The organism is Lactobacillus sp. W8172, assembly GCF_016102055.1.
GTDB classification, from domain to species: domain Bacteria; phylum Bacillota; class Bacilli; order Lactobacillales; family Lactobacillaceae; genus Lactobacillus; species Lactobacillus apis_A.
Genome location: NZ_JACFPG010000001.1, coordinates 23,601 through 37,225 on the forward strand (window position 1 = coordinate 23,601; position 13,625 = coordinate 37,225).

At 36.5% G+C, this 13,625-nt stretch carries 12 protein-coding genes; 5 read left to right on the forward strand and 7 right to left on the reverse strand.

Translation table 11 applies throughout. The features are described 5' to 3' along the window. Positions 1–25 precede the first annotated feature (25 nt). Both H3R21_RS00120 and H3R21_RS00125 read right to left on the reverse strand, forming a co-directional pair. Positions 26–595 (reverse strand): histidine phosphatase family protein, encoded by a 570-nt coding sequence (locus H3R21_RS00120; RefSeq protein WP_198182284.1) that lies wholly within the window; start codon positions 593–595, stop codon positions 26–28. Positions 596–697: 102 nt separating this feature from the next. After that, on the reverse strand, positions 698–1,618 hold the full coding sequence (locus H3R21_RS00125) for a LysR family transcriptional regulator (RefSeq protein ID WP_232352294.1): 921 nt from the start codon (positions 1,616–1,618) through the stop codon (positions 698–700). Between the two features lie 114 nt (positions 1,619–1,732). Here H3R21_RS00125 and H3R21_RS00130 point away from each other — a divergent pair, with 114 nt between their 5' ends. Further along, positions 1,733–3,559, forward strand: coding sequence for an FAD-binding protein (locus tag H3R21_RS00130; RefSeq protein ID WP_198182286.1), 1,827 nt, complete (start codon positions 1,733–1,735; stop codon positions 3,557–3,559). A gap of 58 nt (positions 3,560–3,617) precedes the next feature. Here H3R21_RS00130 and H3R21_RS00135 read toward each other — a convergent pair whose 3' ends face one another. Continuing rightward, a complete protein-coding gene (locus tag H3R21_RS00135; protein ID WP_198182287.1) occupies positions 3,618–4,988 on the reverse strand; it encodes a serine hydrolase in 1,371 nt (456 codons plus the stop codon). Between the two features lie 189 nt (positions 4,989–5,177). Here H3R21_RS00135 and H3R21_RS00140 point away from each other — a divergent pair, with 189 nt between their 5' ends. Together H3R21_RS00140 and H3R21_RS00145 are read left to right on the forward strand one after the other, a co-directional pair. Beyond that, positions 5,178–6,956 (forward strand): oligopeptide ABC transporter substrate-binding protein, encoded by a 1,779-nt coding sequence (locus tag H3R21_RS00140; RefSeq protein ID WP_198182288.1) that lies wholly within the window; start codon positions 5,178–5,180, stop codon positions 6,954–6,956. A gap of 35 nt (positions 6,957–6,991) precedes the next feature. Further along, positions 6,992–7,906 (forward strand): proline-specific peptidase family protein, encoded by a 915-nt coding sequence (locus H3R21_RS00145; protein ID WP_074425011.1) that lies wholly within the window; start codon positions 6,992–6,994, stop codon positions 7,904–7,906. Positions 7,907–8,021: 115 nt separating this feature from the next. Here H3R21_RS00145 and H3R21_RS00150 read toward each other — a convergent pair whose 3' ends face one another. The 3 genes from H3R21_RS00150 to H3R21_RS00160 are packed head-to-tail and all read right to left on the reverse strand — an operon-like array spanning position 8,022 to position 10,525. Then, positions 8,022–8,843 carry a PTS system mannose/fructose/sorbose family transporter subunit IID gene (locus H3R21_RS00150; protein WP_198182289.1) on the reverse strand — a complete coding sequence of 274 codons (822 nt, stop codon included), beginning with the start codon at positions 8,841–8,843 and terminating at the stop codon, positions 8,022–8,024. After that, positions 8,818–9,612: a PTS sugar transporter subunit IIC gene (locus H3R21_RS00155; RefSeq protein ID WP_074425012.1), complete on the reverse strand. Its 795-nt coding sequence runs from the start codon at positions 9,610–9,612 to the stop codon at positions 8,818–8,820. Before H3R21_RS00155 ends, H3R21_RS00150 begins: the two co-directional genes overlap by 26 nt. 1 nt (position 9,613) lies before the next feature. Continuing rightward, a complete protein-coding gene (locus tag H3R21_RS00160) occupies positions 9,614–10,525 on the reverse strand; it encodes a PTS mannose/fructose/sorbose transporter subunit IIAB (protein WP_198182290.1) in 912 nt (303 codons plus the stop codon). A gap of 181 nt (positions 10,526–10,706) precedes the next feature. On the opposite strand from H3R21_RS00160, the gene H3R21_RS00165 reads away from it, so the two are divergent. Both H3R21_RS00165 and H3R21_RS00170 read left to right on the forward strand, forming a co-directional pair. Beyond that, positions 10,707–11,951: an alpha-L-fucosidase gene (locus H3R21_RS00165; RefSeq protein WP_198182291.1), complete on the forward strand. Its 1,245-nt coding sequence runs from the start codon at positions 10,707–10,709 to the stop codon at positions 11,949–11,951. A 14-nt stretch (positions 11,952–11,965) separates the two neighbouring features. Beyond that, entirely contained in the window at positions 11,966–12,682 is a 717-nt protein-coding gene (locus tag H3R21_RS00170; RefSeq protein WP_109715667.1) for a GntR family transcriptional regulator, read from the forward strand. 48 nt (positions 12,683–12,730) lie between these two features. Here the strand turns inward: H3R21_RS00170 and H3R21_RS00175 are convergent, their stop codons facing one another. Next, complete coding sequence (locus H3R21_RS00175; RefSeq protein ID WP_198182292.1) at positions 12,731–13,609, reverse strand: RluA family pseudouridine synthase; 879 nt, start codon at positions 13,607–13,609, stop codon at positions 12,731–12,733. Positions 13,610–13,625 lie beyond the last annotated feature (16 nt).

Sequence of the window (13,625 nt, forward strand, 5' to 3'; positions counted from 1 at the left end):
CTAAGAAGTAAAAATGCGCAGGCAATTAGCAGCTTGGATTAAAAAGCTCTTGTAAATAAAAAACATCGTTTTTAAATGTATATTTCAATACTGAACAGTTTTTGATTCGATCTTTACGCGTAAAGGTGTTGTACTTTTCCCATTGCCGATAGAAGTTTGCAATAGCAGCTCCATGCGAAACGATTAAAATTTGTTCATGGCTAGACTCTGTAACTATTTCGGTAATGGTTTTATTGATTCTCTTAGTTAGCTCAACTTGAGATTCACCGCCAAATTGAACAAAGAAGTCATTATAAGGAAGGGGCGGATTTAAATGTTCACCCTCGCCCTCGTAAGTACCAAAGTTCCATTCACGCAACCCTTTGTGAGTTGAAAAAGGTAAATCAGTGATCAGCTTTAGAGTATCAACTGCGCGTTCTGAAGTAGAACAATGAGCTTCTTCCAGAGTAATCTGGTTGCAATCAAAATATTCTTTTTTGGTAGTCAAAGCTTGTTTAATACCTAATTCGGTCAATGGTGAATCACAGAAGCCTTGAATTTTATGTTGAACATTAAACAAAGTTTGCCCATGACGTACCAGATAAACTGTTTTCATAAATAAGTTACCTTTCTATTTTGCATTAATGCGTAAAATTCAGAATATATTATATTACTTTTGCTTTTAAATATCATCGTAGCTTTTATGCAGCACACTAAATTAGTATGTTAAGATTTCAGTAGTAAAAGTTCTTTTCAGTATTTTGCTAACTTCGCTAATTTCTTCTGCCAGCTGAATATTTGCCGTATCAGTAGAAACCGCAAAATTGACATTAATCTCATTAACCGGCAACACAATATAATTGATATTGCTAAATCTATCATTTTTAACCATTTCAATACTAGTTGTCATGTTTCCCAATCCCTTGCTCGCTAGCTTAAGGGCAGTGAGCGAATCTCGAACGTGAATTTGTGGGTAAAAATGAAGGCCAATTTTATTAAAGTAGTTATTAATAATTTCTTGATAATGACGTTCACCATCAACAATAATAAAGTTTTCCTGGATGAGCTCATGAAGTTTGTTAAGAGAAAAAGGGATTTCTTTTTGACGAGGCTGGTATAACTTTGAATTTCTACCTAAAACTAAAACTTGAGTATCTTTGTGCAGGCTTTGACTTTTAATACCTGGAAGTTGAATAATATTACCAACAAACAAATCTAGTTGTTCATCTTTAAACGCTTTTTCTGCATCAGCTGTACTAAGTTCTAGTGTAGAAGTTTTTAAGTTAGGAAACTTCTCCAATAAAATTGGTAATATGGTTAAGTTAAAGTTCTCTCCAAGTGGGGGAGTAATTCCCATTCGTAATGTGGGAAAAGAACTTTGCTCATATTTTCTCATTTTATTAGTTAATTCGTTTTGTAATTGTAAATCTTTGCGCAAATAAGTGATTAAAAGATGCCCTGCAGGGGTTAATTGTACGGGGTGAGAATTACGATTAATTAGAGTAACATTGTACTGTTTTTCATATTTTTTGATGACACGACTGACGTAAGGCTGGGATAAATAAAGCTTTTGTGCAGCTTCGGAAAAAGACGTACTGCTTTCAAGTGCTTCCAAAAAAGTTAACAACCGACTATCCATTTTATTCACCTATTCCTATTTTGTAATAGTGATTTCAATAATTAAGTATTTCACATACTTTGAATTATAGTGTTAAATAAAAGAGTAAACAACAGTTTATATAGGAGAATAAAAATGGTTAATAACGAAAAATTTCAATGGGATGCAGTATATGATGTAGCCGTTTTGGGCTTTGGTGGAGCTGGTGCAACTGCTTCTAGATTTGCCGCTGATAACGGTGCAAAAGTTCTTTTAGTAGATAGTGCCCCTGAGGGCCATGAAGGTGGTAATACAAGATATTCAGGTCAAATGGTTGGTGCTGGTACTGACTATGAAGCATTAAAGAACTACCATGAACATATGGCGGCACCGCTTAAGCCAGACAATGAAGCTTTTGAAAACTTGATTGAAGGTATGGCTAACATGGGAAACTATTTTAGAAAGTACTTAGATGTTGAGCCAGTAAGTATGAAAAAAATGCTCGCAGGAACGCCTTCAACAGCATACGTAACTGAATACCCTGAATTACCTGATGCAGATTCATATGACGATTATTTAGTTCACGAAGGCGTTGATGACGCAGCTTTGTGGAAGATTTTGAGACAAAAGGTCATTGATCGCTCAGATAAAATTGATATTTGGTATTCTTCTCCAGCTAAGCATTTAATTCAAGACAGTGTCTCAAAAACAGTTATTGGTGTTCAAATTGAACGTGATCATGTTTTAAGAAATATCAAAGTCAAGAATGGTGTGATTTTGGCTGTAGGTGGTTTCGAAAATAATAAAGAAATGATTCAAACGTTTTTGCAATCGCCTTATTTGTCACCAATTGGTTCCCTATATAATAAAGGTGACGGCATTAAAATGCTGCAAGAAGTAAATGCTCAATTGTGGAATATGCGATCATTTGAATCATTGGGACAATTCCACGGTTTATCATTGCGTCAAAAAGAGGGTGTTCGCTCGACTTACGCTTTGAATGTCTTTTGGCAAGAGAGTTCAACTGGTAGTGTCGTTGTAGTTGGTGATGATGGTACACGTTACTTTAACGAAGCCGAAATGAACCGTCATGGTCATATTTATAACCACGGCGACTGGGTTGTTCCACTAAATCAAGAGCGCCCATACATGATCTTTGATCAACAAAAATATGATGAACTAAAGAATGAACCTGATGATGGTCTAAAAGTTCCTGGTTACCTTGAAAAAGCTATTAAAGCAGAAACAATCGAAGAATTAGCAGAGAAAATTAATAAGAGTGCTACTAATTTGACTGAAACAATTGAAGAATTTAACTTTATGGCTGAACAAGGCAAGGATTATGCCTTTCATCGAGATCCAAAAACTTTGCGTAAATTTAGCGTAAATGGACCTTATTATGCAATTGCTTTAAGACAAAATATGCTTAATACGCAAGGTGGAGGAAGAAGAGACGGACACTGCCAAGTTCTTGATTCTAATAACCAACCAATTCCACACCTGTATGAAGCTGGAGAATTAGGATCACCATTTGTTAACAAATATACTACTGGTGGTAATGTAGCGGATTGCTTGATTTCTGGTAAAATTGCTGGAGAAAACGCGGCAATGCTTAAGCAGGATTTACCAGTTTCTGGTGGTATTGACCTTAACGAAGCAGCTGTAAATAGTAATTTTGATGCAACCAGTGATGAGGACAAAGGACAATATTCTGTTGGTGAGAACCAATATTTAGGTTATAGCAACCAAGGAATGGGTGACGGTGTCGTTGTCCGGACTACAGTTGGTGATAATGGCCAGATTAAAAATGTTGAGATATTGAAACAAACTGAGAGTGACGACTATGGTCTAAAGGCAGTGAAAGAATTGCCACAAAAAATGGTCGAAGAAAACACGTATGATGTTGATGCAGTTTCTGGTGCTTCACAAACTAGCCGCGCAATTAAGGAAGCAGTTAAGGACTCATTAGATAAAGTCAAATAAACTAGATGATTTTCTATATATAAAAAGGCACTGCAATTTGCAGTGCCTTTTTAGTTTTTTATTTTACTTTTGTAAATTCAGTTGATTCTTTAAGTGCAGGATCAGATTGAAGTGCAATTTTATCTTTACCTAATGTAATTGGAATTAGGCCATGTTGGTATAATCTTTCTTCGATGAACATTTTACCGTCTGCATTTTCAATTACTGGATAATTCCATTTGCCAATAGTAGCTTTTAGTTCACCGTTTTCATCGCAGAGGGTAACCAAACCGTAACCTGGATTTTGATAATCACCGAGTAATTCAACTGTTGCTTTTACTGCTTTTGGAGATGGTCCTTTAAGCTTAGCAATGTTATCTTCACGAGCACGATTTTTATCTGCCATGATTTTACTTACTTTGTCTGCCCAATCTGTATCATGAATTCCTAAAGTTTCATCAATTGTTTGATAGCCAAGAGCAAAAATTGAATCTGTTGAATCCATATTGGTGGTAAAGACAAAGGCAAGGTCAAGGTCAGGAACAAAACCAAGGAATGAGCAATAACCAATGTATGAGCCACTGTGATAGAAGTATTTGTGACCGCGATAGTCTTCCATCATCATACCCAAACCATAAGCACCAAAGTTTGCCCCACCGTAAGGACGATTAGGTAACATAATTGATTGTGGTAAATAACGTTGTGCTGTCACTTCATCTTTGGTTGATTTTTGGGTTTTCAGTTGAAATTCTGCCCAAGTTAGCAAGTCAGAAATTGTAGCTAGCATACTGCTGGCACCACCAACTTTACCAGGGGCAATAAATGGTACTTCTTCTGTTACATCATTGTCTCTAATATATGGTTTAGGAATGCGGTCACGAGGAGCCTCATTATGGTTGATGTATGTGTCATTCATGTGTAGTGGCTTTAAAAGGTGTTCACGCTCATATGAACCGTAATCTTGACCGATTGCTTGTTCCATTACGTAGGTAGCCACAGCATAAACCAAGTTGCTGTATTGCATTTTTACACGCAATTCGTGATTGGGCTGTAAATAACCGACATGCTCTGCTTTTTCTTTTAATGAAAGATCATGTTTATTCATATTAGTAAAACGCATTAAATCATGTGCTGGTAAGCCACTTTGATGACTTAATGCATCCCTGAATGTTAAGTGATCTTCAACATATTTGTCGACCATTTTAAAGTCAGGCCAATATTTCTTTAATGGATCATCTAAGCTAATTTTGCCTTCATCAGCCAATTGACAAATTGCTGTAGCTAAGAATGACTTAGAAATAGAAGCCAATGGATACAGACTATCTTCATTTGCATCACCGTAGACGTGGCTGTAGCTTTCATTTTTGTAATATACACCAAAGCCTAGACTAGGTAAATTAAATTTATCCATTACTTTTTCAGCGAAATCAGTTATTTTTTGCTTTTCCATTACTACTCCTTTAAAAATTACCGGTACATTGGTATAAAAGTATCGGTAAAAAACAGACTTTTATCATCATTTTACTCCTTTCTTTACTAAAATTAAATGTTGTTTTTATAATTATGATGTAATAATTTTATTTGTATGATATATTTATTAATATTAATAAATATAATTTATAAAGAAATGAGAAATAAGATGAAAAAAGCTAAACTATTTTCTTCAATTGGTATTTTGAGTTTGTCTGCATTTGCTTTAACCGCATGTGGTAAAGGTAATGACAACAACAATGCTAATAATGATGACACCAAATCAGTAGCCAAGTTTCCAATGGAAACACCGAAAAAGGCAGTTAAAAAGGGTGGCACAGTCAAAATTGCCGTTGAAACAGATACTCCATTTTCAGGTATCTTTTCTCAAGAATTGTCTTCTGAAGATGTAGATTCTACAGTTGCTTCACCTGGTCAGGAAACCCTGTTTGATAGTGACGATAATTATCGCGTTACGGACAAGGGTGCTGCTACACGTAAATTAGATCCAAAAAACAATACAATCACCATTAATATTAAAAAAGGTGTTAAATGGTCAGATGGTAAGCAAGTCGTTGCCAAGGACTATGAATATGCATATGAAATCCTAGCTAACAAGGATACAGCTTGCCAAAGATATAGTAGCCAATTTGAACTCTTAAAGGGCCTCAAAGAATACCATGAAGGTAAGGCTAAGACTATTTCTGGAATTGAAATGCCAGATGGAGAAAATGGCCGTAAGTTGATTCTTCACTTCACTGAATTAAGCCCAAGTATGTACAATGCGGGAAGTCGTTCACTTTGGGAAGGGGTTGAACCATACCACTACCTTAAAGACGTTCCATTTGCTAAATTAAAGTCATCTGACAAGATCAGAAAGAACCCATTATTCTTTGGTCCATATAAGATGGAGAAACTTGTTCGTGGTCAATCAGCTACTTGGGTACCTAACGAATACTACTGGCGTGGTAAGCCTAACCTAGATAAGATCGTTGTTTCAGTTATTTCACCAAACTCTGCTTCACAAGCAATTAAGAGTCATAAGTTTGATGTAATCCCTGTAATCAACACGCAATGGCCACAAGTTAAGGAAACTAAAGACGTTAACTTCATTGCCCAAATTCCAATTGCATATCACTACTTAGGTTTTAAGGTTGGTAAATGGGATAGTAAGCTCAGCAAGAACGTTGAAAATCCAAAGGCTAAAATGAACAACAAGTATTTACGTCAGGCAATTGGATATGCAATGAACGTTGATGCAGTTAATAAACGTTATACTTATTCATTAACTTTCAGAGTAAAAACACTGGTTCCACAACAATTTGGTGACTTTTACGATAAGAGCGAAAAAGGTTTTGATTATAACTTAAAGAAAGCTAATGAAATTTTAGATAAGGCTGGTTATAAGAAGAAGGGTAAATGGCGTGTACAACCTAATGGCAAGCCTTTAACTATTAATGTTGCCGCTATGAGTGGGGACGCAACTAAGGAACCAATCATCCAAAACTACATCCAACAATGGCACAAAGTAGGCTTGAATGTTCAATTAGCTACTGGCCGTTTAATCGAGCACAACTCTTTCTACGACAAGTTGCAACACGATGACAAGGGGATTGACATGTACATCGGTGGTTGGTCAACCCCTACAGAACCATCGCCCAACCCATATTACAGTGAAACGGCACCATTTAATATGACTCGTTTTGTAACTGAAAAGAACAACAAGCTCTTGGAAGAAATGAACTCGCAAAAGGCTTTGAACCATGAATATCGTGTTCAAAAATTCCATGAATGGCAAAAATACATGAATGACGAAGCTTATGTAATTCCAATCGATAATTCATATCAAATTTCAGCAATTAACGATAAGATTACTGGTTATTCATTGAAGCCATCTGATGGTAATAACGGGCACCCATTATGGTACAAAGTTGGTTACGCAAAATAAGATTAAAATAGGCTAGAAAGGGACTAGACTAACTAATGAGAACAGGTTCAAAAATTATCACTTTAGATAACGGCTATCACTTATGGACAAGTACCCAAGGTGAAGGCGATATCCATTTATTAGCATTACATGGAGGCCCAGGCGGCAATCATGAATATTGGGAAGACGCCGCAGATCAATTGGCTAAACAAGGACTTAACGTTCAAGTAACAATGTATGATCAATTAGGCTCACTTTATTCAGATCAACCTGACTATGATGATCCTGAGATTGCAGCTAAATACCTAACTTACGAATACTTCCTTGACGAAGTGGACGAGGTTCGGGACAAGCTCGGCCTTGATAATTGCTACTTGATTGGACAAAGCTGGGGCGGCTTGCTTGCGCAAGAATATGCGGTTAAATATGGTCAACACTTAAAAGGAACAATTATTTCTTCTATGGTTGATGATACTGATGACTACATTGAATCAATCAATCGTCGTAGACAAGAAATTTTCCCACAATCAGAAATTGACTTTATGCGTGAATGTGAAGAAAACAATGACTATGACAATAAACGCTATCAAGAAGACGTTCAAATATTGAACATTAACTTCCTTGATCGCCGTCAGCCATGTAAGCTATATCATATTAAGCGGATTGGCGGTTTGCCTGTATACCACGCCTTTCAGGGTGATAATGAATTTGTGGTGACTGGTAAATTGAAAGATTGGCACTTTAGAAAGTATTTAAAAGAAATCAAAATGCCAACATTATTGACCTTTGGTGAAGAGGATACGATGCCTTTGGAAACAGCAAGAATTATGCAAAAAGAAATTCCTAATTCTCGCTTAGTTACTACACCGAATGCGGGACATCACCATATGGTTGATAATCCAGATGTTTACTACAAGCATGTAGCTGATTTTATCCGTGAAGTTGAAGCTGGCACTTTTAAGGGGGAATAACCGCTTATATAACTGCTCGAGCTAAAGATAAATAAAACAAAAGAAACCGTGAGTCGATTGACTTACGGTTTCTTTTACTTTTTGCTTAACTAGTATCTATTCTTTTGACTCGTTTTTATTTACCAATTATGCCGAATCCACCTAAAATAATTCCGGCAATCAAAACGGTAATAATCAATTTAGTTGAAGTCATTTTCTTCTTGCCGAGAAGCCAGTAGCAGACTGAAACTAATAGTACTGGAACAAGGGAAGGCATGATTTGATCTAAAATTGATTGTGCTTTTAGAACAACTTTACCTGTTTTAAAGACTAATGGTACATTTGCATTAACAACTGTTGGAATCAGAGCTCCTACAACTGTTACTCCGAGTAAAATTGCTGCATCAGTTAGTCTATTTAATTTATTTCCTGCTGCATAAATTAATTTTTCACCCTGCGAATATCCCATCGGAAGTAGGGCAAAACGTAAGAATAGGACAACAAAGTTTGCTATCAGCCAAATGATTGCACCAATTGGATTTCCTTTTAGTCCCATATATGAAGCAATTGAACCGAAAATTGTTGGTAGAATAACACCAAAAATTGTATCACCGACACCAGCAAATGAGCCCATCAGACCAGCTTTTAAACCGGCAATTGCTTCTTCAGCTTTCCGTCCTTCTTTTTCTTCGATGGCCATATCCATTCCGACAATAAACCCACCGACGTATGCGTTCGTGTTGAAGAACTGGTTGTGAAGTTTCATCATTGCAACACGATCTTCTTTTTCAGGATAGAGTTTTTGAATTGTTGGTAACATTGTGTAAAGATATCCAGTCGACATCATTCGCTCATAGTTCCAACAGATTTGGCTGCTCCACAACCAACGCCAGTTTGCGCGGAATAAATCTTTCTTAGTTATTTTTTGGGAATTAGTCTTCGTATTCGCCGAGTTCATTTTCATGTCCTCCTTCAGTTTGAGTAGTTGTTGCTTCCTTAGTTTCACTTTGTTTGTAATAGATAATTGCCATTGCCGCACCAATAATTGCTACACCAAGCATTGGTACTTTGATGTATGCTGCTAAAAAGAAACCAATTAGTAGGTAAGCGATAAAACGTTTAGTAGGTAAAAATCTAAGTAAAATTGCAATTCCGACTACTGGTAAAATTCCACCGGCTGCGGATAAACCATTAGTTAGCCATTGAGGCATAGAGTTAACTACAACCTGAATTGTGTTTTTACCAACTAATAACATCAAAAGTACAGGGAGTGCTCGTGATAACCCCCAAGGAAACATCCCGTAAATAATGTTATGGGCAACGCCTTTTTCATTATCTTCTTCAATCATCTTATCTACCCGATGTAAAAAGAAGGTATTAGTAAAACGAGCCAGAACATCTAGTTGAACCATTAAAAGGCCGACAGGAACTGCTAAACCAATTGCAAAGCTAACCCCTTTGTTACTCATAACTGCATAGGCAGTGCCGACGATAGCCCCAGTCATGAAGTCTGGCATGCTGGCGCCGCCATAAGTACCAACACCTAGTACCATTAATTGAAGCGTTGCGCCCACAACTAAACCTGTTTTTATATCACCCATAATAAGTCCAGCTACAAGACCAATTAAAAGCGGATAATTACACAATATTGCAACTGTCAGTTGGTCAATAATCATCCAAAAAGCAAGTGCTGTTAATAATAAAATTTGCCACCATGTGATTGCCATTTTAGTTCTCCTTCTTATTTAACATTGAAATAAATGGCTCTTGTTTATCGTTGGGAACCATTTGATGATAAAATTCAATTCCTTTTTCCGCCATCTGACTAAAGGCAGCAGTATCCTCGTCAGTAACAGCAACACTTTTAGCAACTTGACGCGCTCCCTGAGACATTGACATGTTACCAACATTTACTGCCGGAAGCTTAACACCAGCAGATACTAACTGTGCCAAGATTTGCGGCTTTTTAACGAGTAAAAGAACTCTTTGACCATTGTATTGCCCATTATTGATTCGTTTTGCAGCTCCCTTAGCCGTAAGAATACTTAAGTGAATCCCAGCTGGAACAGCTGTTTTTAAGGTTGCCTTTTGTACCTCACTGGTAACGATTTGATCGTCAACGACCATGATTCTCGTCGTATTAAGGCTTCTAGTCCACATGGTAGCAACTTGACCATGAATTAAGCGCGAATCAATTCTTACATTGACTAGAGGGTTACCAGTATTTACAGGAGCAGTTTCTTTATTGGGTGCTACGGACTGCTTTTTAGGCTTCTTTTTGATGTTTGACTCCATTAATTCAATTGTTTGACTGATTGCCTCTTCAGCAGGAGTTCCTGTTGCCAGTGATAAGGTCAACATCAGGGAAAGACCGGAATATAGTTTGACATCAGGATGTTCTGCAATAAAAGTATTTGCTGCGTTTGCTGGTGTACCGTTTGGAATATCAGCAATAATTGCGACCTCCTCAGCAGCATCTTGCCTGTTCTGATAAATATCTTCATAGCATTTGACGACATCATCAATGCCCATCGGATCTTTAAAAGAAACTGTGGCGAAATTAGTTAATTCGCCTGTAATCATTTCACAGCTCTTAAGCGTTTGTTTTGCATAGTCACCATGACTTGCTAAGATATACATATAAAAATCACTCTCCTTCAACTTAATGTGTTAACTTTGTTACAATATAAATATTAATTCTAAATGAAAGCAATTGCAATAGCTTAATAACAATATTTTATCAAAGAAAGCTATGGACTTTTATATTTCTTAGTGTTTAACTTAATGTGTTAAATGTTGAAATGGAATGGGAGGAATAAATATGGTAGAAGCTTTGACTAGAATCAAACAATATGAAGACTTGGGGTTAGGCTTATTTATTCATTGGGGCTTATATTCGCAATTAGAAGTCGGAGAGTGGACAGAATATATCCATCATCGAGATAAAGCAGAGTATGAACACTTAATTAACAATTTTTCTGCTAAAGATTTTGATGCTGAGCAAATTGTTCTGTCTGCTAAAAAAATGGGTGCTAAGTATATTGTTTTAACAACCAAGCACCACGAAGGCTTTTTCCTGTATGATACTCAAGGACTATCTGAGTTTGATGCAATGCACAGTCCTGCTCATAGAGACTTGATTCGTGAATTTATTGATGCCTGCCATAAATATAATGTTCAGCCTTTTTTATACATGGCGACATATGATTGGCATAGTGATCTGTACCAAACTGACTTCAATAAGTATTTAGATTATCTATTAAAATCCGTTGAAATTTTGTGCAAGAATTATGGCTCAATTGGAGGATTTTGGTTTGATGGTGATTGGAATAAAAAAGAGGCTGATTGGAAATTAGATCGTTTATATGGAACAATCAGAAAATATCAGCCTAACGTAATAATTGTTAACAATACAGGTTTAAAAAACAGAGGAAAGATAAGTAATCCTGAAATTGATGTTGTGACATATGAGCGAAAAACGCCAGATCAAGTTAATCATGGTTTCCAAGATAAATATGTTGCTGGGGAAGCCTCAGTAACAATGAATAAACATTGGGGCTACGCAAGAGATGACTTAAACTTCAAATCTACAAAAGAGCTGATTGAAAATATTGTTCATGCTCGTGGCATTGGAGCCAACATTTTACTTAACATTGGCTTAACGGGAACTGGACAAATTCCGCTAATGAATCAAGCTGTCATGGAGCAAATTGGTAAATGGACAAAGATGGCGGGGCAAAGTATTTATACTTCACGACCTTCTTCCGAAATCAAGGCTAGTGGAAATGATAAAGATATCGCCTTGATAAATGAAAATACTCTATATTTATTTTTGCATGATTTAGAAATTGTTGGCGATGATAACGTGGTTTTAGGCGGTGAAGGTATCAATTTACGTTCATTTAGTGGTATATTCAAACAGATAGAAAAAATAACTTGGCTAGATGATCAAAAAGAACTTCCTTTTATGCAAGATGTTGATCGAGGAATGCTTACGGTGGACATAGGTGGATACACTTATGGGACAGATTGGTGTGTAAGAATAGCCAAGGTTTCCTTTAAATAAAGCCGGTGAAATTGATGTCAAAATATCAAGATATTGTTTTAAAATTGGTTGAAAAGTTAGATAATGGATGGCTAAATCCTGGTGATCGTTTCTATAGTGAAGCAGAAATCAGTCGAATTTATCATGTTAGCTCTACGACCGCAGTAAAAGTTCTAAATACCTTAGAACAACAAAATAAGGTAACTCGAGTTCAAGGAAGTGGGACTTTTGTAGCAAAAGAAGCACATAAGCAGGTTGCAATGCTCACGGATTTGAACTTGGCTGAGGGACAAACTGAAAGTGTTAAAGTTCTTTTAGTCAGAATGGGCGATGATCAAGATGTACTGCAAAAACTTCATTCCGATGAGATTAACAATTATCTTGAAGTAAGACGTTTACGCTATATTGGTAAAAAAGTAAGTCAATATTCAATTAGTTATCTAAATCCAAATTATTTAAATACTGATGAATTGGATAACTTGTCATTGTTCAATTCAATTTACCAAAAGGTTAGGGATGACTCTAAAATTGATCCTTTTGAATTGCCATTTAAACAAAAAAATTGGGCAAAAACTGTTTCCGATAAAGAAATATTGCAGTACTTCACGCAAGAAGCAAAACAACTTTTTATTTATCAGGAACGAGAAACTTATTTGCCACTAGTTTCTGGTGAACTACTTGAATATACAATTAGCTATAAACTACCTGAATTCTGGGGTTATGAGGCAACTGCAACAGCTTATCGCCAGTAACTCTTACATCTAAATTAATAGAAAACAAAAAACTAAATCAAAAATGATTTAGTTTTTTGCTTCTTTAAGTAAAAGCACTTTGTCGTCAGGTAACTTAACCCTCAGTTTGTCTAATGTGAAGGGTACTTGTAAAGAAATCTGATATGCGGTTAAGTGGAGAAACTCGTCTTTTTTAGCATTTCGGTTATAGAGGGGATCACCTATAATTGGACAACCAATTGCGGCAAGATGAACGCGAATTTGGTGTGTGCGTCCAGTCTCCAGTGTTAATTTAACTAAAGCTGTATTGTTGTCATAGCGCTTCAAAACTTGATAGTGTGTGATTGATTTCAGTCCATCACTAACAACTTTGCGCTTACGTTGATCAAGCGGGTCATGTCCAATGGGTAAGTCAATTGTTCCGCTGTCATCAATTGCTTTTTCTAGATTAACAACTGCTAAATATTCACGGTGAAAGGCCTTGGTAACTAATTCACGGTTTAGAATAGGCACAACTGCTGGATTTTTGGCAACGAGGAGCAGCCCACTCGTCAACATGTCTAAACGATGTACAATAAAGGGAGAAAAAACCAGATAGGTGGCGCAATCATTTAGGGCAGTGTTAGTTTCAAACAAGTTAGGATGAGTTTTTTGACCCGCTGGTTTGTTAATTATTATGAAATTTGGGTCTTCGTAGATTATTTCCGGCATTTTACCACTAGGTGCATATTCATTTTGCGCTGTTTCAACGTGGTCTAACCAAAGTTCGACTTTATCGTTAGGATAGACCGCTTGATTGAAATACCGATAAGCACCATTAATTATTATCTTTTGTTCGGTACGCAAAAAATGACGCCATTTGCGTGGAATTAGTAATTGACGTAACAAGTCGTTTACTGAACAGGGTTCATGATTTGTTGGAATGTTAAATGTAAAGTAATAGCTCATAAATATTTGTTAAATC

What these genes read in the sequence shown, in the direction of transcription:
- H3R21_RS00120 (WP_198182284.1), bottom strand. Translation starts at nt 595, where the DNA reads ATGAAAACAGTTTATCTGGTACGTCATGGGCAAACTTTGTTTAATGTT.
- H3R21_RS00125 (WP_232352294.1), bottom strand. Translation starts at nt 1,618, where the DNA reads ATGGATAGTCGGTTGTTAACTTTTTTGGAAGCACTTGAAAGCAGTACG.
- H3R21_RS00130 (WP_198182286.1), top strand. Translation starts at nt 1,733, where the DNA reads ATGGTTAATAACGAAAAATTTCAATGGGATGCAGTATATGATGTAGCC.
- H3R21_RS00135 (WP_198182287.1), bottom strand. Translation starts at nt 4,988, where the DNA reads ATGGAAAAGCAAAAAATAACTGATTTCGCTGAAAAAGTAATGGATAAA.
- H3R21_RS00140 (WP_198182288.1), top strand. Translation starts at nt 5,178, where the DNA reads ATGAAAAAAGCTAAACTATTTTCTTCAATTGGTATTTTGAGTTTGTCT.
- H3R21_RS00145 (WP_074425011.1), top strand. Translation starts at nt 6,992, where the DNA reads ATGAGAACAGGTTCAAAAATTATCACTTTAGATAACGGCTATCACTTA.
- H3R21_RS00150 (WP_198182289.1), bottom strand. Translation starts at nt 8,843, where the DNA reads ATGAACTCGGCGAATACGAAGACTAATTCCCAAAAAATAACTAAGAAA.
- H3R21_RS00155 (WP_074425012.1), bottom strand. Translation starts at nt 9,612, where the DNA reads ATGGCAATCACATGGTGGCAAATTTTATTATTAACAGCACTTGCTTTT.
- H3R21_RS00160 (WP_198182290.1), bottom strand. Translation starts at nt 10,525, where the DNA reads ATGTATATCTTAGCAAGTCATGGTGACTATGCAAAACAAACGCTTAAG.
- H3R21_RS00165 (WP_198182291.1), top strand. Translation starts at nt 10,707, where the DNA reads ATGGTAGAAGCTTTGACTAGAATCAAACAATATGAAGACTTGGGGTTA.
- H3R21_RS00170 (WP_109715667.1), top strand. Translation starts at nt 11,966, where the DNA reads ATGTCAAAATATCAAGATATTGTTTTAAAATTGGTTGAAAAGTTAGAT.
- H3R21_RS00175 (WP_198182292.1), bottom strand. Translation starts at nt 13,609, where the DNA reads ATGAGCTATTACTTTACATTTAACATTCCAACAAATCATGAACCCTGT.